General features: G+C 72.3%; 20 protein-coding genes and 1 riboswitch. Of the genes, 11 read left to right on the top strand and 9 right to left on the bottom strand.

The genetic code is table 11. The features are described 5' to 3' along the window. Nucleotides 1-29: 29 nt before the first annotated feature. The gene (locus ACVHNB_RS16380) at nt 30-506 is read left to right on the top strand and encodes a molybdopterin-dependent oxidoreductase (RefSeq protein WP_428950422.1); all 477 of its coding nucleotides are present in this window, start codon (nt 30-32) and stop codon (nt 504-506) included. Here the strand turns inward: ACVHNB_RS16380 and ACVHNB_RS16375 are convergent. Both ACVHNB_RS16375 and ACVHNB_RS16370 read right to left on the bottom strand, forming a co-directional pair. Further along, entirely contained in the window at nt 488-3214 is a 2727-nt protein-coding gene (locus ACVHNB_RS16375) for a molybdopterin-dependent oxidoreductase (RefSeq protein WP_456228450.1), read from the bottom strand. The genes ACVHNB_RS16380 and ACVHNB_RS16375 overlap by 19 nt on opposite strands. Further along, nucleotides 3211-4035 carry an FAD binding domain-containing protein gene (locus ACVHNB_RS16370; RefSeq protein ID WP_456228449.1) on the bottom strand — a complete coding sequence of 275 codons (825 nt, stop codon included), beginning with the start codon at nt 4033-4035 and terminating at the stop codon, nt 3211-3213. Before ACVHNB_RS16370 ends, ACVHNB_RS16375 begins: the two co-directional genes overlap by 4 nt. Before the next feature lie 221 nt (nt 4036-4256). Between ACVHNB_RS16370 and ACVHNB_RS16365 the strand changes: the two genes are divergently transcribed. Then, entirely contained in the window at nt 4257-5774 is a 1518-nt protein-coding gene (locus ACVHNB_RS16365) for a helix-turn-helix domain-containing protein (RefSeq protein WP_456228448.1), read from the top strand. 4 nt (nt 5775-5778) lie between these two features. Here ACVHNB_RS16365 and ACVHNB_RS16360 read toward each other — a convergent pair whose 3' ends face one another. Genes ACVHNB_RS16360 through ACVHNB_RS16350 form a run of 3 tightly spaced genes read right to left on the bottom strand, consistent with a single transcriptional unit; the run spans nt 5779 to nt 7993 of the window. Next, nucleotides 5779-6174 carry a TOBE domain-containing protein gene (locus tag ACVHNB_RS16360; protein ID WP_428950426.1) on the bottom strand — a complete coding sequence of 132 codons (396 nt, stop codon included), beginning with the start codon at nt 6172-6174 and terminating at the stop codon, nt 5779-5781. Between the two features lie 38 nt (nt 6175-6212). Continuing rightward, the gene (locus ACVHNB_RS16355) at nt 6213-6845 is read right to left on the bottom strand and encodes a hypothetical protein (protein ID WP_428950427.1); all 633 of its coding nucleotides are present in this window, start codon (nt 6843-6845) and stop codon (nt 6213-6215) included. Between the two features lie 53 nt (nt 6846-6898). Next, on the bottom strand, nt 6899-7993 hold the full coding sequence (locus ACVHNB_RS16350) for a baeRF3 domain-containing protein (protein WP_456228447.1): 1095 nt from the start codon (nt 7991-7993) through the stop codon (nt 6899-6901). Between the two features lie 167 nt (nt 7994-8160). Here ACVHNB_RS16350 and ACVHNB_RS16345 point away from each other — a divergent pair, with 167 nt between their 5' ends. Genes ACVHNB_RS16345 through ACVHNB_RS16335 form a run of 3 tightly spaced genes read left to right on the top strand, consistent with a single transcriptional unit; the run spans nt 8161 to nt 13066 of the window. Further along, the gene (locus ACVHNB_RS16345; RefSeq protein WP_428950429.1) at nt 8161-9600 is read left to right on the top strand and encodes a basic amino acid/polyamine antiporter; all 1440 of its coding nucleotides are present in this window, start codon (nt 8161-8163) and stop codon (nt 9598-9600) included. A 25-nt stretch (nt 9601-9625) separates the two neighbouring features. Next, nucleotides 9626-10888: an arginine deiminase gene (locus tag ACVHNB_RS16340; protein WP_428950430.1), complete on the top strand. Its 1263-nt coding sequence runs from the start codon at nt 9626-9628 to the stop codon at nt 10886-10888. A 27-nt stretch (nt 10889-10915) separates the two neighbouring features. Then, nucleotides 10916-13066, top strand: coding sequence for a hypothetical protein (locus tag ACVHNB_RS16335; RefSeq protein ID WP_456228446.1), 2151 nt, complete (start codon nt 10916-10918; stop codon nt 13064-13066). Nucleotides 13067-13102: 36 nt separating this feature from the next. Here the strand turns inward: ACVHNB_RS16335 and ACVHNB_RS16330 are convergent, their stop codons facing one another. Beyond that, the gene (locus tag ACVHNB_RS16330; RefSeq protein ID WP_456228895.1) at nt 13103-13594 is read right to left on the bottom strand and encodes a nucleotidyltransferase domain-containing protein; all 492 of its coding nucleotides are present in this window, start codon (nt 13592-13594) and stop codon (nt 13103-13105) included. A 127-nt stretch (nt 13595-13721) separates the two neighbouring features. Then, nucleotides 13722-13922, top strand: a riboswitch (cobalamin riboswitch). A 38-nt stretch (nt 13923-13960) separates the two neighbouring features. On the opposite strand from ACVHNB_RS16330, the gene ACVHNB_RS16325 reads away from it, so the two are divergent. The 3 genes from ACVHNB_RS16325 to ACVHNB_RS16315 are packed head-to-tail and all read left to right on the top strand — an operon-like array spanning nt 13961 to nt 16811. Continuing rightward, complete coding sequence (locus ACVHNB_RS16325; RefSeq protein ID WP_428950432.1) at nt 13961-15016, top strand: ABC transporter substrate-binding protein; 1056 nt, start codon at nt 13961-13963, stop codon at nt 15014-15016. Further along, on the top strand, nt 15013-16029 hold the full coding sequence (locus tag ACVHNB_RS16320) for a FecCD family ABC transporter permease (RefSeq protein ID WP_456228445.1): 1017 nt from the start codon (nt 15013-15015) through the stop codon (nt 16027-16029). Before ACVHNB_RS16325 ends, ACVHNB_RS16320 begins: the two co-directional genes overlap by 4 nt. Then, the gene (locus tag ACVHNB_RS16315) at nt 16026-16811 is read left to right on the top strand and encodes an ABC transporter ATP-binding protein (protein ID WP_428950434.1); all 786 of its coding nucleotides are present in this window, start codon (nt 16026-16028) and stop codon (nt 16809-16811) included. Before ACVHNB_RS16320 ends, ACVHNB_RS16315 begins: the two co-directional genes overlap by 4 nt. A gap of 12 nt (nt 16812-16823) precedes the next feature. Here ACVHNB_RS16315 and ACVHNB_RS16310 read toward each other — a convergent pair whose 3' ends face one another. After that, complete coding sequence (locus ACVHNB_RS16310) at nt 16824-17444, bottom strand: L-threonylcarbamoyladenylate synthase (protein WP_428950435.1); 621 nt, start codon at nt 17442-17444, stop codon at nt 16824-16826. Between the two features lie 161 nt (nt 17445-17605). Here ACVHNB_RS16310 and ACVHNB_RS16305 point away from each other — a divergent pair, with 161 nt between their 5' ends. Further along, nucleotides 17606-18721 carry a hypothetical protein gene (locus tag ACVHNB_RS16305; RefSeq protein WP_456228444.1) on the top strand — a complete coding sequence of 372 codons (1116 nt, stop codon included), beginning with the start codon at nt 17606-17608 and terminating at the stop codon, nt 18719-18721. A 12-nt stretch (nt 18722-18733) separates the two neighbouring features. Here the strand turns inward: ACVHNB_RS16305 and ACVHNB_RS16300 are convergent, their stop codons facing one another. Then, nucleotides 18734-19096, bottom strand: coding sequence for a hypothetical protein (locus ACVHNB_RS16300; RefSeq protein ID WP_428950437.1), 363 nt, complete (start codon nt 19094-19096; stop codon nt 18734-18736). A gap of 75 nt (nt 19097-19171) precedes the next feature. Here ACVHNB_RS16300 and ACVHNB_RS16295 point away from each other — a divergent pair, with 75 nt between their 5' ends. Both ACVHNB_RS16295 and ACVHNB_RS16290 read left to right on the top strand, forming a co-directional pair. Beyond that, entirely contained in the window at nt 19172-19528 is a 357-nt protein-coding gene (locus ACVHNB_RS16295) for a DUF779 domain-containing protein (RefSeq protein WP_428950438.1), read from the top strand. A gap of 38 nt (nt 19529-19566) precedes the next feature. Beyond that, on the top strand, nt 19567-20799 hold the full coding sequence (locus ACVHNB_RS16290; RefSeq protein ID WP_428950439.1) for a phosphodiester glycosidase family protein: 1233 nt from the start codon (nt 19567-19569) through the stop codon (nt 20797-20799). Here ACVHNB_RS16290 and ACVHNB_RS16285 read toward each other — a convergent pair. Continuing rightward, a complete protein-coding gene (locus tag ACVHNB_RS16285) occupies nt 20796-22376 on the bottom strand; it encodes a hypothetical protein (RefSeq protein ID WP_456228443.1) in 1581 nt (526 codons plus the stop codon). The genes ACVHNB_RS16290 and ACVHNB_RS16285 overlap by 4 nt on opposite strands. Nucleotides 22377-22447: the final 71 nt, after the last annotated feature.

Raw genomic sequence — 22447 nt, 5'->3', positions numbered from 1 at the left:
GGGTACGGTCCTGCGGGAGGTGGTGGCCCATGAGCCAGTCCATGACGGAACCCGTGGCCGACCCCGTGGCGCAGCTGACGCTGAGCGGCGATCTCGCACGGCCGGCCCGGCTGTCCGTGACCGATCTGCGGGCCTGGTCGCAGCACGGCGCCGAGGTCGACTTCGAGTGCGCCACCAGCGGCGTCCAGCACCACCGCTTCACCGGTCCGCGGCTGTACGACGTGCTGTCGGCGGCGGGGCCGGGCTTCGACCCGGTGCGCCGCAAGGACCGGCTGCGCTATCTCGTCGCGGTGCGCGGCGCCGACGGTCACCACGCGCTGCTGTCCTGGGCCGAGATCGACCCCGACTTCGCGGGCCAGCCGGTCCTGCTGGCGCTGACCGTCGACGACAGCCCGCTGGACCGGGCGGGGCCGCAGCTCGTACTGCCGCAGGACCGCTGCGGGGCCCGGCACATCAGCGGCATCAGTGCGATCCGCGTGACGGGGGACTACGCCTCCTGGGTCTGAGCGGTGTGCAGGGCGAGCCAGACGCGGTCGCGGGTGAGCGGCAGCTCGGTGAAGCGGATGCCGGTCGCGGCGCGCAGGGCGTTGGCGAAGGCGGGGGCGACGGGGTTGAAGGGGCTCTCGCTCATCGATTTCGCGCCGAGCGGGCCGATGGCGTCGCGCGTCTCCATGAAGTGGACCTCGGTGCGCGGCACGTCGGCGTACTGAGGGAGCCGGTAGCGGCGGAAGGCGGCGGTCTCCACGGCGCCGTGCTCGTCGATGCGCACGTGCTCGAAGAGGGTGGCGCCGAGCGCCTGCGCGACGCCGCCCTCGACCTGGCCCCGGCACTGCATGGGGTTCATGACCTGTCCGGCGTCGGCCGCGTGCACGCTGCGCAGGATGCGGATCTCGCCGGTGCCGGGGTCCACGGCGATCCGGAACCACTGCGCGTTGAAGGCGACCGAGCGCGGGGTGCCGCCGAAGTGCCCCTCGGCCGTGAAGGTCACGCCGACGGCCTGCGCGGCGGCGTACAGCTCCTTCAGCGGGAGGCGTCCGCCGGGGTGCAGGACGGCCTCCTCTCCCAGACGGCAGTCGGCGCGCGGGACGCGTAGTTGGGCGGCCGCGACGTCGAGGATCTGGTCGGCCAGAGCGCGTGCGGCGCGCAGGGTGGCCTTGCCCGCGACCACGACACCGGTGGAGGCGAAGGCTCCGGTGTCGTGGCGGACGACGTCGGTGTCGGACTGGCGCACCGCGATGCGGTCGACGGTGGTGGCGAGTTCGCCCGCGGCGATCTGCCGGTGGACGGTGGTCGTGCCGTTGCCGAACTCGGCTGTCCCGAAGGCGAGTTCGTACGTCCCGTCGCAGGCGAGGGCGGCGCGGGCGTCCGCGAAGTGGCCGCCGGGCGGGCCGGTGGCGATCATCGCGAGGGCCGTGCCCTCGCCGACGAGCCAGCCCTCCGGGGCGCTCTCGCCCGCGAGTTCGGCCTGCGCGCGGCGCACGATGTCCACGCACTGGTCGAGGCCGTAGCTGGCGATGTGGAGATCCTCCTCCTCGCCGCCGGGAGTGACCATGGCCTCGCCCGGGCCGATGATGTTGCGGGCCTTGAACTCCAGCGGATCCAGGCCGAGTTGCCGGGCGAGTTCGTCGAGCGCGGACTCCAGCGCGAACATCACCTGCCCGAGGCCGTAGCCGCGGAAGGCGCCGGCCGGAACGGTGTGCGTGTAGACCGCGTACGCGTCGACCTTCTTGTGCGGGGCCCGGTAGACGGCGGTGGACTCGCCGACGCTGTGGAACATCACGGCCGGGCCGTGGTTGCCGTAGGCGCCCGTGTCGGAGACGACGCGGAGCTGGAGCGCGGTGAGGGTGCCGTCGCGCCGGGCGCCGAGTTTCACGCCGATGGTGAAGGGGTGCCGGGTGGTCGCTCCGTAGAACTGCTCGGCGCGGGTGTACTCCAGTTTCACCGGGCGGCGCAGCCGCAGCACGGCGAGGGCGACGATGTCCTCGACGAGCATCTCCTGCTTGCCGCCGAAGCCGCCGCCGACCCGGCCCGCGACGACGCGGACCTTGTCCTGCGGCAGGTCGAACAGCGCGCACAGGGCCCGCCGGGTGAGGAAGGGGGTCTGGGTGCTGGAGCGCACGACGAGCCGGTCGTCCTCGTCGAGCCAGGCGAGGGCGCCGTGCGTCTCCAGGCTGGCGTGCTGGACGCGCTGGGTGCGGTACGTGTCCTCGTACACGACGTCGGCCTCGGCGAAGCCGCGCTCCACGTCGCCGGTCTCGCCGTGCGTCTCGCCGACGACGTTGGCGCGAGGGCGGGCGATGCGCGCGGTGGCCGCGTCCTTGTCGTGTACGACGGGTGCGCCCGGCCGCATGGCGTCCTCCGGGTCGAGGACGGCGGGCAGCACTTCGTACGTGATCTCGACGCGGCGGCAACCCTCTTCCGCGGCGGCCTCGCTGTCGGCGACGACCGCGGCGACGCGCTGCCCGATGTAGCGGACGGTGTCGTCGAGGAGGCGGGTGTCGTCGGGGTCCTCCTCGGGGTGTTCGTGGCGGGCGGTGGAGTAGTGCCGCTCGGGGGCGTCCTGGTGGGTGAAGACGGCGTGGACGCCGGGGACGCGCAGGGCGGCGGCGGTGTCGACCGCGGTGATGCGGGCGTGGGCGTGCGGGGAGCGCAGCAGCTTCATGTGCAGCAGTCCGGGCACGTCGAGGTCGAAGGTGTAGCGGGCGGTGCCGGTGACGACCTGGGGGCCTGCGGGGGCGGGCAGGTTGCGGCCGACGGACTCGCCGGGGGCGGGGGCCTCGACGTGGCACCGGCCGCGTACGGCGTCCTCGATGGCGCGGTAGCCGGTGCAGCGGCACAGATTTCCCTTGAACGCTTTGGGGAGATCGTCGAGTTGGTCGTCGGAGAGGGCCGCCGTCGTCATCATGAACCCGGCCGTGCAGAACCCGCACTGGAATCCCTGGGCGTCGAGGAACTTCCGCTGCACGGGGTGGAGTTCGCCGTCCGGTGCGGCCAGCCCCTCGACGGTGGTGACGGCTCGGCCGTCGGCGCGGAAGGCCGGGTACAGGCAGCTGTGCACGGGTTCGCCGTCGACGTGCACGGTGCAGGCGCCGCAGTCCCCCGCGTCGCAGCCTTTCTTCACCCCGAACCAGCCGCGTTCGCGCAGGTAGGTGCGCAGGCACTGGCCGGGACGCGGCTCGTCCTCGAAGGGGCGGCCGTTGATGTCGGTCCTCATGGTGCGGGGGTCCCTTCGAGCTCGCGGCGGATCTCCTCCGCGTACCGGAGTGTCATATGCCGTCGCCAGGCGGGCAGTCCGTGGATGTCGTCGACCCACTCGTCGTCGCGGATCGCCGTGTCGAGGTCCGCGCGCAGCCGGTCGGCACTCGGCGGCAGCGGGAACCACAGCCGGATCGGCCGCACGGTCGCGGCGGTGACGGTGATGGCCAGCGATCCGTCGTGCGGGTCGAGCGCCCCGATGACCAGCGCCCCGGAGCGGCCGAGGCCGTACAGCGACGCCTGCCGGAACGCCGTGCGGCAGGCGAGGGCGCGGGCCGGCAGGGTCACCGACCGCAGCAACTCCCCCTCGGCGAGGACCTTGCGGCCGGCTCCCGTGACGAAGTCGGCGACGCGCACCCGGCGGCGTACGCCGTCCTGGGCGAGCAGCAGGCACTCCCCGTCGAGCGCGGCGGTGAGCGAGATCATCGGGCCGGCCGGGAGGGCGTTGCAGAGGTTGCCGCCGACCGTGGCCATGTTCCAGATCTTGAACGAGGCCAGGAAGGCCCGGCAGCACTGCTCGAACAGGGGCGCCGCTGCGTCCGTCAACGCCGCGGCGTAGCGGGACAGTCGGGCGATGGTGCAGGTGGCGGCGATCTCCACGGAGCCGTCCGGGTGGCGCCGCACGGGGGTCCAGCCGGTGCGGCTGAGGTCGACCAGGCGCCGCAGGCGCGGCTGGGGTTCGGAGAACAGGAAGGTGCCGCCGCCGAGCCACGCGTCGCCCGGCTGCCAGGGCGCGGGATCCCGGGCATCCCGTATCTCCACCACGGTGTTCAGGTCCATGCCGGTCAGTGAAGCAACGGGATCCGGCCGCGGACGACTGGTTCACAGCACGGAAACTCCGAGTTTTCCGGGGCCTCGGCTGGAGGATCAACCAAGGGGTATTCCACTCCCTTCACCTGGCATTTACTATGCCAAGAAGCTCATTTGCCTGGTGAATGAGATATGTCGGAGAGCGGCACGCGGAGCGGCCGGATCCGGTCCGTACGAGAACCCGGAGCACCATGCACGTCGAACATCTCCTGAAGGACGAGACCCTGGGCCTGCGCCTGCTGTGGGCCGCGGACGCGCTGCTGGAGCGGGAGATCAGCGGGGTGACCGTGACGGACCTGGAGAATCCGGCCCGGTTCGTGCGCCCGGGCGAGGTGGTGCTCAGCGGACTGGTGTGGTGGACGCCGCGGGGCGGTCCGGGGCGCGCGGAGCGGTTCGTCTCCGCACTGCGCGGCGCCGGGGCCGCCGCGCTGCTGGCGGGCGAGGAGACGCACGGCGCGGTTCCCGAGGTGCTGGTCGAGGCGTGCGCGCGGCATGCGCTGCCGGTGGCGGCGGTCCCGGCGCACGTCATGTTCCGGTCCGTGACGGACACCGTCTATCTGCAGCAGTGGGGCGAGTTGAGCCGTCATCACGCCCTGCCGGAGAACGCGCGGATCCGCCTGAGCCGGCTCCTCGCCCGGGGCGCGGGACCGCAGGAGATCGTCGAGGCCGCGTTCGCGCATCTCGGCCGGGCGACCGAGGCCTACGTGCTGACCCCGGCCGGGCGCACGGTCGCCGCCACCGCGCACGCACGGCCGTTGGCCGCGGTGCAGGCGGCGGCGCTGGTCCATGACAGCGACGGCGCGGCGCTGCCCGTCGAGGCGGACCTCGCCTCCCCGTACGAGCGAAGGCATCTGTACCTGCCCGACCGGGACGCCGTACCGCCCCGTCTGTTGCAGGAGGTCGCCGCGATCCTGGGCCGCTGCCAGGAGTCGGGGATCCGGGACCGCTCGACCGGGGTCCGGGCCGCCGACGGACTGGGCGCGCTGCTCTGCCGGGAGACTGCCTCCGCGAGCGCGCTGGAAGCGGCGCTGCGCGACTGCGGGCTGCCCGCCCGTGGCCCGTACCGCGTGGTCGTCGCCGGCACGAGCGGCGAGGGCGCGTGGCCCGCCGAGGGCGCGCTGGCGGAGGTGACGGCTCTGGTGGCGACGGGGCCCGCGGCGGTCGGTGTACTGCCGGACGGCACGGCGTTCTCCGTCACCGCCGGTCCGGCGGGGCCGGCCGACGAGGTGTGGCAGCGCGTCGCCGCCTGCGATCCGGGGGTGGCGCTGCACGGCGGTACCGGATCACCCGCCGCGTCGGCCGCGGGCCTCGGACCTGCGCTGGCCGAGGCCCGGTTCGCCCTGGACGCGGCCCGCGGCACCGCCCCCGGCTCCTCGCTGCTGACCGACGCGACCGCTCTCACCACACTCGACACGCTGCTCGCCGGGATCCCGGCGACGGTCCGCGGCGCGTTCAGCGGCACGGTGCTCGCCCCGCTCCTCGACGCCGAGAACGCCTCCGCGACCCCGCTTCTGGAGACCCTGCGGACCTTCCTCGCCTGCGACGGGTCGTGGGCGCGGACCGCGCAGGCCCTGCACCTGCACGTCAACACCGTTCACTACCGCGTCCAGCGCATCGAGCTCTTCACCGGGCGCGATCTGTCCCGGCTCGCCGACCGGCTCGATCTGTGGGCGGCCCTGCTGTGCCACGACCGCTCGGCCGGCATCTGAGCGGTCAGGCGCGGTCGATGTGCACGTTCGTCGACTTCACCCGGGCGGTGGCCTCCATGCCGACCTCCAGGCCGAGTTCCTCCACGGCCTCGCGGGTCAGCAGCGACACCAGCCGGTGCGGTCCGGCCTGGATCTCGACCTGGGCGGCGACGTCACCGAGCTTGACGGCGGTGACGATCCCGGGGAACGCGTTGCGCACCGAGGTGTACGAGACGTCCTCGTCGCCGCCGGTGCCCTTGGCCAGCTCCACGGAGAACGCGGCGAGGTCCTTGCCCTCGATGAGGCGCCGTCCGCCCTCGTCGCGATGCGTGACGACCCGGCCCGCGTCGGCCCAGCGCCGCGCCGTGTCGGGGCTGACGCCGAGCAGCCGTGCCGCCTGGCCGATTGTGTAGGACTGCATGGATCACAAGATAGCGACCGTGCCGGCGCCCCGTTCCGTCAGTACCGCTGGGCCTTCGCGATCTTCGCGGTGAGGTGCGGCTCCGGCGGCTTCGAGCTGATGGCCAGCGGCTGGGCGCGGTCGCCCGCCTTCAGGTCCTTCGCGCCGACGACCTTGGACTCCACGACCTTGCCGTCGGAGTCGCTGAAGTCGACCTGCACCGCGAACGACGCGGTCTCGTCGGTCCTGTTGGTGATGTTGACGACGAGCGCGCGCACGTTGTCCGTCTCGGCGAGCGGCTTGCCGGTGAGGGAGACGTCCTTCATCGCGTTGCCTTGCCCGTCGACGGCGTCCAGCTCCTTCTGGAACTCCTGCCGGTTGCGCTCCACGTCGGCGGAGACCGACGCCTCGAAGTCGTGGGCCCGCTGGGACGCCGACTCGGCCGCCCTGGAGGCCGACTCCTTGACCTCCGCCTTCTTCGACGCGGCGCTGGAGGCCAGCGCCGACGGAGCCTCACCGGAGAAGTCCGACGCGTTCGGTGCGGTCGGCCGGGGGCTGGCGCTCGCTCCGCCGTCGTTGTCGCTGTCGGAGCCGCATGCCGCGAGGGTCAGCATGCCGGCGGCCGCGCACACGGCCACGGCGATCGGCGCGCGACGGCGGCGGGTCCGTCCGGACGCCCGGGCTGTCTTCATGAGCGGGTTCCTTTCTGAGCACTGACGCTTCCTCGCGCCTGTAGGGCGGTCGGTCAGAAGCGCAGGACGGCGGCCACGTGTCCGGCGTCCGCCAGCGTGCCGTCGGGGACGAAGACGACCTCCGCGCCGGTCTCCAGGGCGGACTCGACGATCTCGTCGACGATGTCGTGGACCGCGTCCAGGTCGTCGGCGGCGGCCGGTTCGAGATGGCCCTCCCCGGCCCGCACGGTGATGCGGTAGTTCTCCTCCACGACGAGCCGGTGGATCCGGCCGTCCGAGGCCTTCTGCCAGACCTCGTCCACGCCGGCCGCGTAGGTGTTGCCGCCGCGTGCCCGGTCCAGCTCCGCGAGCGCCTCGGCGACCACGCGTTCGGCGTCGTCGGCACGGGCCGGGGCCACGGCCCGCGCGACCGTGTCCGCGGCGGCCCCGGCCAGCCCGCCGAACGGGACCTGGACCGCGCCGTGCGCGGCGGTCCCGATCTCGTTGAGCAGGGACAGGGCGGCCGGCTCCCCGGTGACGTAGAGGGGCCGGGGCTCGTCGCCCAGCCGGTTGCCCAGTGCGGCGTCGGCGTCGCGGAAGAACTGCCGGGTCTGCTCGTCGCGGAAGGTGCTCGGCAGGTCGCCGACGCGCTCCTTGCGCTCGGCGTCGGGGTCCTCCAGGCTGCGGCTCAGCGGGAAGCCGTGGCCGGTGTCCTCGGTGACGCGGTCGCCCTGCCCGTCCCAGAGGGTCATCCGGTCGGCGGCCACGGCCAGCACCCAGTAGGCGCGCTGCGCCGCGTCGGCGGCGACGAGGTTGCGGGTGAGGAAGGTGTCCGCGACCACGACCCGTTCGGGCACGGACCGGTCGACGACCCACGCCTGGTGCTCCCCGGGCGCGGCGAAGACGACGAGCCCCTTCCTGGCGTGGGCGAGGTCCACCTCCTCGACCGCCTTCCTCAGCTGCGCGACCACGTCGTCGCGGCGTTCCCTGGTCACGGCCGGGTCCGCGGCGAGCTGCCGTACGGCTTCGTCGACGAGGTTGCCGAGGCGGACGGGGTCCTGGGCGTTGTCGGGCTTCGTCCGGTGGGTCGGCATCGCCAGGGACACGGCGGGATAGGGCCGCGGTGCGCGCAGCTGCCCGAGAATCGCCGGGTTCAACGAGGAATGCATGCCTGAAGGCCCTTCTGTCGCGATCCATCCATGCTGCGCACAGATCGGCTCATCCAGCCATCCGGATACGAGTAAAAGGTGCGGCACCCCATCAAACAGGTTGAAACTGGTGCACCGGCATCCCGTTCACACCCGCACGCACACCCGTACCGCCCGGAGGGGCCGACATGGAGCAGGCCGTCGAGAAGAGCGCTCCCGCCGCGAAGCTGACTCTCTTCACCCTGACCACGATGGTCATCGGCTCCATGGTCGGCGCCGGGGTGTTCTCCCTCCCCCGGCGCTTCGCCGAGGAGACCGGGGTGGCGGGCGCCCTCATCGCCTGGGCGATCGCCGGCACCGGCATGCTGATGCTCGCCTTCGTCTTCCAGTCCCTGGCCGTGCGCCGGCCCGACCTGGACGCGGGCGTCTACGCGTACGCGAAGGCAGGGTTCGGCGAGTACCTGGGCTTCTTCTCGGCGTTCGGCTACTGGGCCAGCGCCTGCGTCGGCAATGTGACGTACTGGGTGCTGATCATGTCCACCGTGGGCGCGATCTGGCCCGCTCTGGGCGACGGCGACACGGCGCTCGCCGTGGTGCTCTCCTCGGCCGGCCTGTGGGCGTTCTTCCTGATGATCCGGCGCGGGGTGAAGGAGGCCGCGGCGATCAACAAGGTCGTGACCGTGGCCAAGATCGTGCCGATCCTCGTCTTCGTCGTACTGGCCCTGGTGTACTTCAAGCCGTCGGTGTTCGCCGACAACTTCGGCGGCGCCGACTACGCCGGTTCGCTGTTCAGCCAGGTGCGCGGCACGATGCTGGCCACCGTGTTCGTCTTCCTCGGTGTCGAGGGCGCGAGCGTCTACTCCCGGCACGCCAAGAAGCGCTCGGACGTCGGCCGGGCCACGATCCTCGGTTTCCTCAGCGTCTTCGCCGTCTTCGCCTCCGTCGTCATCGTGTCGTACGGGATCCTGCCGATGGGCGAGATCGCCGAACTGCGCCAGCCGTCCATGGCGGGCGTCCTCGAGGAGGCCGTCGGCACCTGGGGCAAGGTGTTCATCAGCGTCGGTCTGATCGTCTCCGTCCTCGGCGCCTATCTCGCCTGGACGCTGATGGCCGCCGAGGTGCTGTTCGTGGCGGCCAAGGACGACGACATGCCGCGGTTCCTGCGGCGCGCGACCTCGGCGGACGTCCCGCTGCCGGCGCTCCTCATGACGACCGTGCTCACCCAGGTCGTCCTGGTGATCACCGCGTTCTCGGACGACGCCTTCAACTTCGCGCTCGATCTCACCAGCGCGCTGTCCCTGATTCCGTACCTGCTGGCGGCCGCCTTCGCCGTGAAGATCGGGACGCGGCCCGACCGCCGTACGGAGGGCGGGCGCTCCTCGACGCGCGAGCTGACCATCGCGGCCGTCGCCACGCTCTACACCGCGTTCATGCTCTACGCGGCCGGGCTGAAGTTCGTCCTGGTCTCGTTCGTCTTCTACGCCCCGGCCACGATCCTGTTCGTCATGGCCCGCAGGGAGCAGGGCAGGCGCCTGTTCTCCCCGCGCGAGCTGCTCATCCTGATCGTCTCCGTCGTCGGCGCCGTGCTCGGCATCGTCGCCCTGGCGGCCGGCTGGATCAGCCTGTGAGACCGTCAACCCCGGAAGGCACACCGTGACTGACCACGACACCCCCGCTTCCGCCGCGTACGGCGTCCACTCCGAGGTGGGCACGCTGCGCAAGGTCCTGGTCTGCGCGCCGGGGCTCGCGCACCGCAGGCTCACCCCGACCAACTCCGACGACCTGCTCTTCGACGACGTCATGTGGGTGGAGAACGCCCAGCGCGACCACGCCGACTTCGTCAACAAGCTGCGCCGGCGCGGTGTCGACGTGGTCGAGCTGCACGATCTGCTCGCGCGGACCATGGCGATCCCCGAGGCGAGGTCCTGGCTCCTCGACCGCAAGATCGTCGCCAATCAGGTCGGGGTGGGGCTGATCGACGACACCCGCGCCTTCCTGGAGTCACTGGAGCCGCGGCAGCTCGCCGAGTACCTCATCGGCGGTCTCGCCACCACCGACCTGCCCGACGACTACCGCTCCGCGTACGTGGCGATGGCCCGCGAGTCGACCGGTGTGCGCGAGTACTTGATGCCGCCGCTGCCCAACACGCTCTACACCCGCGACACCACCTGCTGGCTGTACGGCGGCCTCACGCTCAACCCGCTGTACTGGCCCGCACGGCACGACGAGACGCTGCTGATGAAGGCGATCTACCTCTTCCACCCGGACTTCGTCGGGTCGACCGTGTGGTGGGGCGATCCCGAACTGGGCTGGGGGCAGGCCACGTTCGAGGGCGGCGACATCATGCCGGTCGGCAACGGAGTGGTCCTGATGGGCATGAGCGAGCGCACCTCGCGGCAGGCCATCACCCAGGTCGCGGCCGCCCTGTTCGAGAAGGGCGCGGCCGAGCACGTCGTCGTCGCCGGGATGCCGAAGCTGCGCTCGGCGATGCATCTGGACACCGTCTTCACGTTCGCCGACCGGGACATCGTCACGCTCTACCCGCGGATCATGGACTCGGTGCACACGTTCTCGCTGCGTCCCAGCGACAAGGCTCCCGGCCTCGACATCGTCGACGAGGGCTCGACCCCGTTCGTCGACGTCGTCGCCAAGGCGCTCGGCCTCCCCGGGCTCCAGGTGATCGAGACCGGCGGGGACGTGTACGCGTCCGAGCGCCAGCAGTGGGACAGCGGCAACAACGCGGTCGCCCTCGAACCCGGTGTCGTCGTCACCTACGACCGCAACACCCAGACCAACACCCTGCTGCGCAAGGCCGGTGTCGAGGTCGTCACCATCGTCGGCGCCGAACTCGGCCGCGGCCGTGGTGGCGGGCACTGCATGACCTGCCCCATCGTGCGCGACCCCGTGGACTTCTGACCGCCGCGCAGCCGGTGAGGTCACGCCATGGAACGGACCGCGCTCCACGGACCGGTGCGGGTGGTGGCCTTCGTGGTGGCCGCGCTGGCCACCCTGTGCGTGATCACGACGGCGACGGTGCGCGCCACGGTCCTCGACCCGGCGTTCCACGCGTCCGTGCTCGACGAGCAGCGCGCGTACGACCGGCTCTACAACGAGGTGCTGGTGGACCCCGCGGTCTCCCCGGTCACCAGGGACCTGCTGGCGGGGCTGAACGTCCCGGAAGCCCAGGTGACGTCCAACATCAAACTGGTGCTGCCGCCGGAGACGGTCCGTGCCCTGGCACAGCAGCAGATCGACGCGGTGGTCGGCTATCTGAACGGCGAGCGCGCCACCCTCGACCTGACCGTCGACCTGCGGCCGGTGCTCGCCAATGTCGACCATCTGGCGCAGACCTACTTCGGCGATCTCGTGGCCGGGCTGCAGCGCAGCACGGAACCCGACTTCGACCGGTTCACGGCGGACCTCTCGGACGCCGTGGGCGATCTGGCGGCGGGCCGGGCACCGGAGGGGCTGCCGACGCTCCCGCTCACCACGACGCAGGCCGACCGGGCCGCCGAGACGCTGCTGCGGGCGCTGCCGGAGCGGGAGCGTGACGCGCTGCGCCCGCAGGTCGAGACCGCGCTGGCCGACGGGGACGTGGCCACGGCGCTCGCGGCCGTGGCGCCCGCGGTGTTCTCGGACCGGGCCCGCGAGGCGGTGCGGCAGTTCCAGCGGGCCGTCGACGGCGGCACCTGGGACCTCGGCGCGGTCCTCGCCGCCTCCGGCAACGACCTCCAGGTCCTCCACGACATCCGCCCCTACACCGCCGCGGGACTCGGGCTCGTGGAGATCGTCGCCGCGGTGCTGCTCGTGCTCTCCCTGGCCGCGCTCTGGTTCATCGGCCCTCCCCGGCCGGGCTCCCGGCTGCGGCGCCTCGGGTGGTCGCTCCTCGCCGGCGGGCTGCTGACGGCGGCCGCCGTCGGTGTGACCCGGCTGGTCACCGACGGCCGCGTCGTCGACCCGCCCGCGTCGTGGCCGCCGAGTCTGATCCGGCTCGTCGACGACGTGCAGCACGGCGCCCTCGACCACATCGCCCGCACCGCCCTGTGGGCCGCGCTCGTCCCCGTGGCCGCCGGAGCGCTGCTGGTCCTGGTGGACCGGGTACGGCGGGTGCGGGCCCTGGACTCCCGGCGCCTCGTCACCCTCGGGCTCGGCGGCGCCGCTGTGGCGCTGGCCGGGATGACCGTGGTGCCGCTCGTCGCCCGGCCGGCCGCACCGCGTCCGTGCCAGGGCAGCTCCGCGCTGTGCGACCGCCGCTACGACGAGGTCGCGTACCTCACCTCGCACAACGCCATGTCGACGACGGTCGACCGCTTCATCGGCCCTCTCCAGGACCCGGGGATCACCGCCCAGTTGAACGACGGCGTCCGCGCCCTGCAGATCGACACCTACCGGTGGGAGCAGCCCGACGAGATCGCCGGGCGCCTGCGCGACTCCGACTTCACGGCCGCGCAGCAGGCGCTCATCACCCAGGCGATCAACACGTTCAACCCTCCGCGCGAGGGGCTGTGGCTGTGCCATTCCGTGTGCCGGGCGGGGGCGCTCGCCCTGGTGCCGACGCTGCGCGAGATCGGTGACTGGATGCGCGCGCACCCGACCGAGGTGATCACCCTCATCGTGCAGGACGCGATCACCGGCCGGGACACCCGACAGGCCGTGCACGAGGCCGGGTTGGACACTCTCGTGCACACGCCCGACCCCGACCCGGCGAAGCCCTGGCCGACGCTCGGCGACATGATCGACAGCGGTCGCCGCCTGGTCGTCTTCGCCGAGCGGGCGGACGGCCCGGCGCCCTGGTACCGCAATTTCTACCGGTACGGCATGGAGACCCCGTTCGCGTTCCGCGCGCCGGACGAGATGAGCTGCGCGCCGCACCGCGGCGGCGACGACAAGCGGCTGTTCCTGCTGAACCACTTCATCACCATCGACGGCGGCAGCCGGCTCGACGCGGGCACGGTGAACACCCGCCGCTTCGTCCTGGACCGGGTCCACCGGTGCGAGCGGGAGCGCGGCAGACCGGTCACGTTCGTCGCCGTGGACTACGCCACGATCGGCGACCCGGCGGGCGCGGTCGCCGCGTTGAACGCCGAGCGCTGAGGAGCAGTCGCTCGATGCTCACGCCGTGACTGACGGTCAGAAGTGCGTGGCGATCCCGAAGACCGTGCGGAGCAGGGCCATGTCGTGCCGGTCGCGGTCCGTGGGCTCGTAGCCCTGGTGGAAGGACACCTGCTGGGCGGCGGAGAGGCACGGCACCCGCTCCCCCGCGACCGTGCCGGTGACGAAGCACTCCGCCGGATAGACGAACGGCCGCTCCGCGGCGAAGGAGGCCTGCCGGGCGGAACCGTCGTCGGCGAAGACCAGGGGATGCAGATCGAGTACGCGTCCGTCCGGATCCGTGACGACGAACCGGACGGGGCGCTGGTCCAGGGACTCGGTGAATCCCGCGTCGGCCAGGGCGGCGAGCACGACCGGCTCCTGTTCCTGCCGGTGCATCAGGTCCAGATCACGGTGCTCCCGGGTCTGCTCGCCGACCAGGGCGTCGATGCCCCAGCCGCCCCCGACCCACACGTCCGCCCCGGCCCGGCGCAGCAGGGCGAGCACGGCCCGCACGTCGTCAGCTGTCATCATCCGACGCAGGGTAGGGGCCGGACGGCGTGGGCGGCGACCCAGATGTTCCCGGAGCAGCACCATGCCATGGCCTCCGGGACGTACCGGGAGGCCCGGCCCGCCCGGGAGTGCCTGGTCAGGCCCGTGATACCTTCCGATGGCCAGTCGTACCTTTGTGCGTTCTCGTACGTGCACGGGTCAGGGAATCCGGTGGAAGTCCGGAACTGACGCGCAGCGGTGAGGGTGACGGGCGGAGCCACTGCCACTGGGCCGGTCCACCGGTCCGGGAAGGCGCTCCGGCCGGACGATCCCGAGTCCGAAGACCTGCTGGCGGCCCCCGGGGTCGAGGACCGGCCGGGGGTGGACCACAGACCGGCTCCGCGTATGGGCCCTGGACGCAGAGGAAGTTCCGTGCCGTTCGCACGTCAAGTCCGCCGTCTCGCACCGCTGTTGGCGGGCGCCTTGTTGCTCACGGCCTGCGGCGGGGCAGGCTCCGCCGACACCGCGGACCGGGCCGGCGGGGGCGTCACCCTCGACAACTGCGGTACGAAGGTCCGGGTCGCGCACGCCCCGCGCCGCGCCGTCGCCCTGGACCAGGGTTCGGCGGAGATCATGCTCTCGCTCGGTCTCGCCGACCGGATGGTGGGGACCGCGACGTGGACCGATCCCGTCCTGAAGGGCCTGGAGAAGGCGAACGCGAAGGTCCCGCGGCTCGCCGACCGCTACCCGTCCTTCGAGAAGGTCCTGGACACCGAACCGGACTTCGCCGCAGCCTCGTTCACGTACACCCTCGGCAAGGGCGGCGTGGCGCCCCGCGAGCAGTTCGAGAAGCTCGGCGTGCCCACCTACCTGTCACCCACGGACTGCGCCGGCAAGGACAACAGCGGTGACGGCGACGGCGTACGCACCCGTGCCCTGACCATGGACACCGTCTACGGCGAGATACGCGACCTGGCCCGGATCTTCGACGTGGAGGAGCGCGGCGACAAGCTCGTCGCGCAGCTCAAGTCCCGTGTGAAGAAGGCGGCTTCGGGCGTGGACGCCAAGGGTGTGAGCGTCCTGTACTGGTTCGCGAACTCCGACTCGCCCTACATGGCCGGCTGTTGCGGCGCGCCCGGCATCGTCACCGAGGAGCTCGGTGTGCGCAACGTCTTCGACGACACGCACGAGGAGTGGCCGCAGATCAACTGGGAGACCGTCGCGGACCGCGACCCCGACGTCCTCGTCATCGGCGATCTGACCCGCCGTTCGCAGTCCGCGGAGTCCGCCGCGCAGAAGATCCGGTTCCTGGAGTCCGACCCGGTGACCAAGGAGATGACCGCCGTCCGCGAGAAGCGGTACGTGCTGCTGAAGGGGCAGGACCTGAATCCGACGATCCGTACCGTCGACGGTGTGGAGAAGGTGGCCGCCGCGCTGCGCGGCTTCGGCCTCGGCAAGTGAGCACGGTCCGGCCCGCCCTGTACGGGGCCGCGGCACTCGCCGTGCTGTGCGCGTCCGTCGCCGTGGCCATCACCATCGGACCCGCGCACATCGGCGTCGGCGACGTGTGGTCGGCGGTCGGCGCCCGGATCGGCTGGGGCACCTCCGAGCTGTCCCCGATCCGGGACGGCATCGTGTGGAACCTGCGGCTGCCGCGCACGCTGCTCGCCGCGGTGTGCGGGGCCGGGCTCGCGGTGTGCGGCACCACGCTCCAGGCGCTGCTGCGCAATCCGCTCGCCGACCCGTTCGTGCTCGGTGTCTCGTCGGGCGCGTCGACCGGGGCGGTCCTCGTCGTGGTGCTGGGCCTCGGCGGCGGCGCGCTCTCGGTGTCCGGCGGCGCGTTCCTCGGGGCGCTGTGCTCGTTCGCGCTGGTGCTGCTGCTCAGTCACACCCTGGGCGGGACGACGGACCGGGTGGTGCTGTGCGGGGTCGCCGCGATGCAGCTGTTCTCGGCGCTGACCTCGTTCGTGGTGCTCACGGCGGCCGACGCGGAGACGACGCGCGGCGTCCTGTTCTGGCTGCTCGGCTCGCTCGGCGGGGTCGGCTGGACGGAGGTGTGGCTGTGTCTGGCGGTGCTCGTGGTGACGCTGGCGGTGTGCCTCGGGCACGGCCGGACCCTGGACGCGTTCGCCTTCGGCCCGGAGGCGGCGGCCGCGCTCGGCGTGCACGTGGCCCGCACCCGGCTCGTCCTGCTGTGCGTGACGGCCCTGCTGACGGCGGCCCTGGTCAGCGCGGCGGGGGCGATCGGCTTCGTCGGGCTCGTCCTGCCGCACGCGGCGCGCGCCCTGGTGGGGCCGGGGCACACCCGGCTGCTGCCGGTCACGGCGGTGGCCGGTGCCGTGTTCCTGGTGTGGGTCGACACGCTGGCCCGTACGGTCCTCGAACCGCAGGAGGTTCCGGTGGGCGTGGTGACGTCGCTGATCGGCGTGCCCGCGTTCGTGGCCGTGCTGTACCGCGGCCGGAGCACCCGGTGAGCGCGGGCCTGCGCGCGGACCGCGTGTCCTGGTCGCCCGGCGGCGCCCTGATCCTGGACGGGGTCAGCCTGACGCCCCGGACGGGCTCCGTCACCGGGGTGCTCGGCCCGAACGGCTCGGGCAAGTCGACGCTGCTGCGGCTGCTCGCCGGGGTCCTCGCTCCGGCGGCCGGAGTCGTCACCCTCGACGGCGCCCCGCTCTCCGCGCTGCCCCGCAAGGAGGCGGCCCGGCGGATCGCCCTGGTCCATCAACAGGCTGACACCCAGGTCGAGTTGACGGTCGGCGATGTCGTCCGGCTGGGCCGGGTCCCGCATCGCAGGGCCTGGGCGCCCGTCTCGGCCGCGGACGAGGCGGCGGTCCGTGCGGCCCTCGACCGCAGCGGCCTCGCCGAGCAGGCGCACCGCCTGTGGCACACGCTGTCGGGCGGTGAGCGCCAGCGGGTGCAGATCGCCCGCGCTCTCGCGCAGGAACCGCGTGAGCTGCTGCTCGACGAGCCGACGAACCATCTCGACATCCAGCACCAGCTGGAGCTGATGGACCTGATCACGGGCCTGGAGCTGACCAGCGTCGTCGCCCTGCACGACCTGAACCTGGCCGCCACGTACTGCGACCAGGTCGTGGTGCTGCGGCAGGGAAGGGTCGTGGCGGCGGGCGAGCCGGGGACCGTCCTCACCGAGGACCTCATCGCCGACGTCTACGGCGTCCGCGCGCACATCACCCGGCCCGGTCCCGGCGAGCGCCCCCACATCCGGTTCCTGGGCACGCTCGCCCACGACGGCTGAGGCGCGCGGGGGTCACTCGAACCGGTCGGCATCCCCCGCGCCGTAGCGGACGATCTCGGCCTCGCCGCCGGAGAAGTCGATGACGGTGGTCGGCTCGGTGCCGCAGTCGCCGGAGTCGAGCACCGCGTCGACCGCGTGGTCGAGCCGCTCCTTGATCTCCCAGCCCTGGGTGAGCGGCTCGTCCTCGCCGGGCAGCAGCAGGGTGCTGGACAGCAGCGGCTCGCCCAGCTCGGCGAGGAGCGCCTGGGTGACGACATGGTCGGGGATGCGGACGCCGACCGTCTTCTTCTTCGGGTGCTGCAGCTGGCGCGGCACCTCACGCGTGGCGGGCAGGATGAAGGTGTAGCTGCCGGGCGTGGCCGCCTTGATCGCGCGGAACACGTCGTTGTCGATCTGCACGAACTTGCCCAGCTGTGCGAAGTCCTGGCAGACGAGCGTGAAGTGGTGTTTGTCGTCGAGGTGCCGGATCGCGCGGATCCGCTCGACGCCCTCGCGGTTGCCGAGTCGGCAGCCGAGTGCATAACAGGAGTCGGTGGGGTAGGCGATCAGCGCGCTGTCGCGGATGCCATCGGCGACAGCGCCGATGATGCGCGTCTGCGGGTTCGCGGGGTGCACGTCGAAGTACCGGGCCATCCGTCGAGCGTACGGGATCAAGGCCGCGGTACGACGGCGTTGCGCACCGCGGAGAGCCGTGTACACGCGCGACAATCCCGACACCCGCCCACCCTGCCCGCTCCCGCCGACCCGTCCACGGCCCATACTGATCGGGCCCCGATCACCCACAGAACGACTCCATGGCCAAGAACAGCACCTCCTCGACCACCGTCCCCGACACCGCATGGCTGGGCAGCGGGCGCCACCTGGGGCCCGAGCCCGAGCAGGACGTCCGGCGCAACCTGATCGCTCTCAAGGCGGCCGGGGTGCTCGACGACTTCCTGGACCTCGACCCCGTCGAGGCGGCCCGCTCCACCGTCCTGGCCCGCCGCCTGTTCGAGGCGCGCTGGCGCGTGGCCGACGACGTCACGGTGCGTGCCCAGCTGACGACGTACGACCCCGAAGGTCGCCGCAAGGAGGCCGAGGCCGTCACCTGGGTCCTCGCGGCCGAGGCGGAACAGCCGTGGGACCCGTACTGGCCGTCGCCCGCCACCATGTTCTGGCCGGACAGCGACCGTGTGCCGTGGGACCACGACGCGGTGGGGGGTGCGCGCCTGCGGACGACGAACCACCTGCCGAAGGACGACGACGAGCTGCGCCACCGGCTGCGCGAGTGGACCCGGCAGAGCTGGTACGTCCATGTCGTGGTGCACGAGGCGATGACGCCGGACGCGAAGGGGCAGCAGCCGGTCACGCGGTTCCTGCCGCCGAGTCTGCGGCACCGGGTGATCGAGCACCGGGGCACGCCGGAGCAGGCGCAGATCGTCGACTTCGCGCTGAAGCGGGAGCTGAAGCTGCGGATGCCGCGGGGCGGCGGCGTCGTGCTGCCCACGGCGCCGCAGGGCCCGGACTACGACGCGGACCGTTTCACCGTGCGCAGCGTCTTCCTGGACGGGTCGGAGCCGACCGAGCTGCTGGACCGGATCAAGGAGTTCGCGGCGCTGCCGCGGCCGCTGCCCGCCGACGCCGAGCGGGCCCTGACCCGGCTGCGCCAGGGCTGGCACCTGCTCACTCCGGACGAGGAGCTGGTGCACGCCCAGGGCATGGTCACCCGGTACGCCGAGGCGCTCGACGCCATGACGAAGTCACGTGATCTGTACCGGGAGGCGGCCGACGCGGCGCAGGCCGCGCTGGCCGAGGCGACCGGCGGCGACGGCGTGCCCCGGCCGGTCGCGCCGGGGCAGGTCAGGGCCGACGGCTCGCCGCTGGGCGCTCTCACGAAGGCGTTCGGCCGCTTCCGCGACCCGAACAAGTAGGGCCCGCCGGCGTCACTCCTCGTCCTCCCCCTCGTCGCCCGGGTCGGACATGCGCAGGGCGATCTCGCGCAGCAGTTCGGTGGAGTTGATGTCGGTGCGGCCCTCGTCGTGCACCTTCGCGAGCTGCGTGAAGAGAAACGCGAACGCCTCGACGAGTGACACGCTGGCCGGCATGAGCGCGGCGATGGTCAGCTCGGCGGCCTGCTCCGGATCGGATCCCGCCGGGATCTCGATCGTCGGGAACACTTCCGACACGAGCCGTCCGAGCTGACTCAGGTCGGTGTCGAGTCCGTCGCCGTCGTTGAGCCTGCGCACCATCTCCTGCGTCTCTGTGAGCACACCGATGGCCCGCAGAACGATCTCCCTCTGTTCCATGTGCGGAGCCTATGCGGGCGACGGCCCCGAGGGTGCAACGTGCTCGCAACGTCCTGCCCGCTTCACTGTTCCGTCATGAGCGACGTACCTCGCGTGGAGCTGACCCCCGCGGCCGCCGAACTGGTGCGGCGACTGCGTGACACCCATGGGCCGTTGATGTTCCACCAGTCCGGCGGCTGCTGCGACGGCAGCGCGCCGATGTGCTATCCGGCGGGCGAGTTCCGTACCGGTGCCGCGGACGTGCTGCTCCAGGATCTGGCGGTGGACGGCGTGGCGGAACCGGTCTCGTTCTGGATGTCGAAGAGCCAGTACGAGGTGTGGAGCCATACGCGGCTCATCGTCGACGTCGTCGAGGGGCGCGGCAGCGGCTTCTCGCTGGAGGCGCCGGAGGGCGTACGTTTCCTGATCCGTTCCCGGCTGGTCGGCACCTAGCCATCGACGGGCACCCTGTCGTCTGCTGAACTCCCTTGATGCAGACGAGAGTTGGCAAGCGACGCAAGAGTGTCCTGGCGGCCCTGACGGTCGTGGGAGTACTGGCCGGTGCCACCCTGACGGCGGCGGCACCGGCCGGCGCCGCCGCGGCGGCCGAGCGGGTGGCGCCCGGGGTGACGTACACCGGGTTCGACATCCCCGCCGCCAAGGGCACCGCCCACGCCCATGTCCTCACGGTCGATCTGCGCGATCCGCGCGTACGCGTCGATCTGCTGCACCCGGGCGCGGTCGGGGCCCGGGCCACCGTCTCCTCGATGGCCGACGCAGCGGGCGCCGTCGGCGGCGTCAACGGGGACTTCTTCAACATCACCGAGACCCAGCACCCCGGGGTCGAGGCGACCGGTGCCGCGGTCGGGCCTGCGGTCGCGAGCGGCCGGACCCTCAAGGCGGCCGTCCCGGACGGGCAGCGCTTCGGCCCGGCCCTGCCGCCGGGGACGTCCACCCGCGACGTGCTCGGGGTGGGCGTCGACCGGCGGGCCCGGCTCGACAGCATGGCGCTGGACGGGTCGGTGCGCAGCCGCGAGGACCGGGTGGCGCTCGGCGGGCTCAACCAGTACGCGCTGCCGGTCGGTTCCATAGGTGCCTTCACCGCGGAGTGGGGCAGCGTCTCCCGGGCCCGTGCCACCTGCGGCACGGACACCGTGCGAGCGGCGCCGTGCAGTACGGACACATATGAGGTGACGGTGCGCCGCGGCCGCATCGTGGCACGGGCGGACACGCCCGGCAGCGGGCCCGTCGCGGACGGCAGCACGGTGCTGGTGGGGCGGGAGGCGGGCGCGCAGTGGCTGCGGAAGCTGTCGGCGGGCGACCCGGTCCAGGTGCGGCACCGCCTGGTCGCCGCGCAGTCGCGCATCCCGTACCGGTTCGCGGTCGGCGGCTATCCGGTACTGCGCGACGGAGCCCCGCTGCCCGGCCTCGACGCGAAGACGTCCGCGGTCCGTACGGCGGCCGGCGTCGCGGACCACGGGCGCACCCTCGTCCTGCTGGCGCTGGACGGCGCGCCCGCCTACCGCACGGGCCTGTCCATCGCCGAGGTGGCCGACACCATGCGGTCGTTGGGTGCGGACGACGCGTTCAGTCTGGACGGCGGCGGCTCGTCGACGCTGGTGGCGCGGGAGCCGGGGGCGGCCTCGGTCACGGTCCTCAACCACCCCACGGACTCCCCCGAGCGCCCCGTCGCAGGCGGCATAGGCGTGTTCGCGGGCCGCTAGGACCCGTCGCGCACGGCGACCAGTCCGTTGAAGACGCCGACATAGGCCGTGCCGTCGGGGCCGAGGGTCACGGGCGCCCAGTTGTTGTCGTACGCGACGCCGGTTCCGGCGAGGCGCTTCCAGCGGGTCGCCCCGGTCCGGAAGTCGACGGCCGTGAAGTACCAGGCGTCGACGCCCAGGGAGTTCGGCTCCTTCGTGTAGAAGTACAGCAGCCCGTTGGCGGTGGAGAGTTTCGGCACGGTGGACGGGGAGCGCACGGCGCTCTCCCACACCGTGTCGCAGCCGCTGCCGTCGTCGCGTACGTCGATGCGGCTGACCCCGCCGACGACGCTGCGCCCGAAGGTCAGCGAGGTGATGTTCTCGTAGCCGTAGTTGTTCTCGACGACGAGGCTGTTCCCGTGCGAGATCAGGGAGTTGTCGGTCGTGGAGGCGCCGGAGCCGAAGACGGGGACCTTGCAGACGAGCCGCCGGCCCTCGGGGACGTCGGCGCCGCGCCGGTACACGAGCACGTTCATGCGGTCGTCGGCGTTGTCGGTGATCGCGACGTAGTCGTCGTGTTCGCCGAACAGGTCGGGGGTGGTCCCCGAACCCTGGTTCACCGAACCGGGTTTGGTGCCGGTGCCGCGGTCGTACGTCTGCCGCCAGACGGCCTTCGGGGTGCCGTCGGCGGCCGCGTCGAAGCTGTACAGGGCGTGGTCGGTGACGATGGAGACGCCGTCCTCGGCGACGGAGAAGGAGTTCTGGATCTCCTCCCCTGCCAGCTGGATCGACTTGATGGCGCCGGTGGCGGGGTCGACGGTGCCGACGCGGCCCTGCCGGGTCACCCACCAGATCCGTCCCGTCCAGTCCGGCATGACGGAGGTGACGGGGTCGCACTGGCCGCTCGGGTACAGGTTCGTCCAGCTCACGCAGTCGTGCGGGACCTGTCCGGTGAGGTCCCAGTCGTCGGTGACGACGAACCGCCAACTGCCGTCCGCGGCCTGCTCGTGGGCGAGGCGGACGATGTGCTGGCGGGAGTCGGCGAGGACGAGGCGGTCCTGGTCGTCGAGGTAGGAGTAGGCGCCGCCGGAGGTGTCCTTGAAGATCCTGGAGAAGTCGAGGCGGGTGATGGCCTCGACGGTCGAGGGGCGCTGGGGCAGCTGGTACTCGGCGAGGGTCCGGAGGCTGTGCGGGTCGAGGAGTTTGACCAGGAAGCCGGTGAAGGTGCCGCAGACGGTGACGATGCGTCCGGCCTTGTCGAAGGTGACGGTGGCGCACTCGCCGCCGAGCGCGGCCATCTGTTCGCTGGTGACGTCCGGGTTCTTCCCGTCCGGCCCGCTCCAGGGGTACGTTCCGCTGCCCCAGCCGTCCGCGTGCATTCCGCTGCGGCCGTTGGCGGCGAGGAAGGGGTGCTGGGCGGGCGCCTTGCCGGGGACCGGCTGCGGGGTCGCGGGGGCACCGCCGTACTGCTCGACGAGGCGGTGGCCCGGCGCCTTGGGGATCCCGTCCGCCCAGGCGCCCGGCGGCTGCGCGGCGCCCGCGGCCGTGAGGGTGAGGGTCACGGCCAGGGCCCGGGCGAGGTTTCTTCGCTGCGGCATGCGCCCGAAGCTAGGTTCCGACGCTTGAAGTGTCCATGCATATAGGGGAGTTGTTCACGAACCCGAAACGA

This window comes from Streptomyces sp. YJ-C3, from assembly GCF_053891275.1.
The sequence above is the reverse complement of the archived record's forward strand: the minus strand, read 5'-3'. Positions and strand labels throughout refer to the sequence as shown.

Bases quoted from the DNA above. Each gene is read 5' to 3' on its own strand.
- ACVHNB_RS16345 (WP_428950429.1), top strand. From the start codon at position 8,161: ATGGAGCAGGCCGTCGAGAAGAGCGCTCCCGCCGCGAAGCTGACTCTC.
- ACVHNB_RS16285 (WP_456228443.1), bottom strand. From the start codon at position 22,376: ATGCCGCAGCGAAGAAACCTCGCCCGGGCCCTGGCCGTGACCCTCACC.
- ACVHNB_RS16300 (WP_428950437.1), bottom strand. From the start codon at position 19,096: ATGGAACAGAGGGAGATCGTTCTGCGGGCCATCGGTGTGCTCACAGAG.
- ACVHNB_RS16365 (WP_456228448.1), top strand. From the start codon at position 4,257: ATGCACGTCGAACATCTCCTGAAGGACGAGACCCTGGGCCTGCGCCTG.
- ACVHNB_RS16305 (WP_456228444.1), top strand. From the start codon at position 17,606: ATGGCCAAGAACAGCACCTCCTCGACCACCGTCCCCGACACCGCATGG.
- ACVHNB_RS16330 (WP_456228895.1), bottom strand. From the start codon at position 13,594: ATGACAGCTGACGACGTGCGGGCCGTGCTCGCCCTGCTGCGCCGGGCC.
- ACVHNB_RS16290 (WP_428950439.1), top strand. From the start codon at position 19,567: ATGCAGACGAGAGTTGGCAAGCGACGCAAGAGTGTCCTGGCGGCCCTG.
- ACVHNB_RS16335 (WP_456228446.1), top strand. From the start codon at position 10,916: ATGGAACGGACCGCGCTCCACGGACCGGTGCGGGTGGTGGCCTTCGTG.
- ACVHNB_RS16355 (WP_428950427.1), bottom strand. From the start codon at position 6,845: ATGAAGACAGCCCGGGCGTCCGGACGGACCCGCCGCCGTCGCGCGCCG.
- ACVHNB_RS16370 (WP_456228449.1), bottom strand. From the start codon at position 4,035: ATGGACCTGAACACCGTGGTGGAGATACGGGATGCCCGGGATCCCGCG.
- ACVHNB_RS16310 (WP_428950435.1), bottom strand. From the start codon at position 17,444: ATGGCCCGGTACTTCGACGTGCACCCCGCGAACCCGCAGACGCGCATC.
- ACVHNB_RS16295 (WP_428950438.1), top strand. From the start codon at position 19,172: ATGAGCGACGTACCTCGCGTGGAGCTGACCCCCGCGGCCGCCGAACTG.
- ACVHNB_RS16325 (WP_428950432.1), top strand. From the start codon at position 13,961: ATGGGCCCTGGACGCAGAGGAAGTTCCGTGCCGTTCGCACGTCAAGTC.
- ACVHNB_RS16380 (WP_428950422.1), top strand. From the start codon at position 30: ATGAGCCAGTCCATGACGGAACCCGTGGCCGACCCCGTGGCGCAGCTG.
- ACVHNB_RS16375 (WP_456228450.1), bottom strand. From the start codon at position 3,214: ATGAGGACCGACATCAACGGCCGCCCCTTCGAGGACGAGCCGCGTCCC.
- ACVHNB_RS16360 (WP_428950426.1), bottom strand. From the start codon at position 6,174: ATGCAGTCCTACACAATCGGCCAGGCGGCACGGCTGCTCGGCGTCAGC.
- ACVHNB_RS16350 (WP_456228447.1), bottom strand. From the start codon at position 7,993: ATGCATTCCTCGTTGAACCCGGCGATTCTCGGGCAGCTGCGCGCACCG.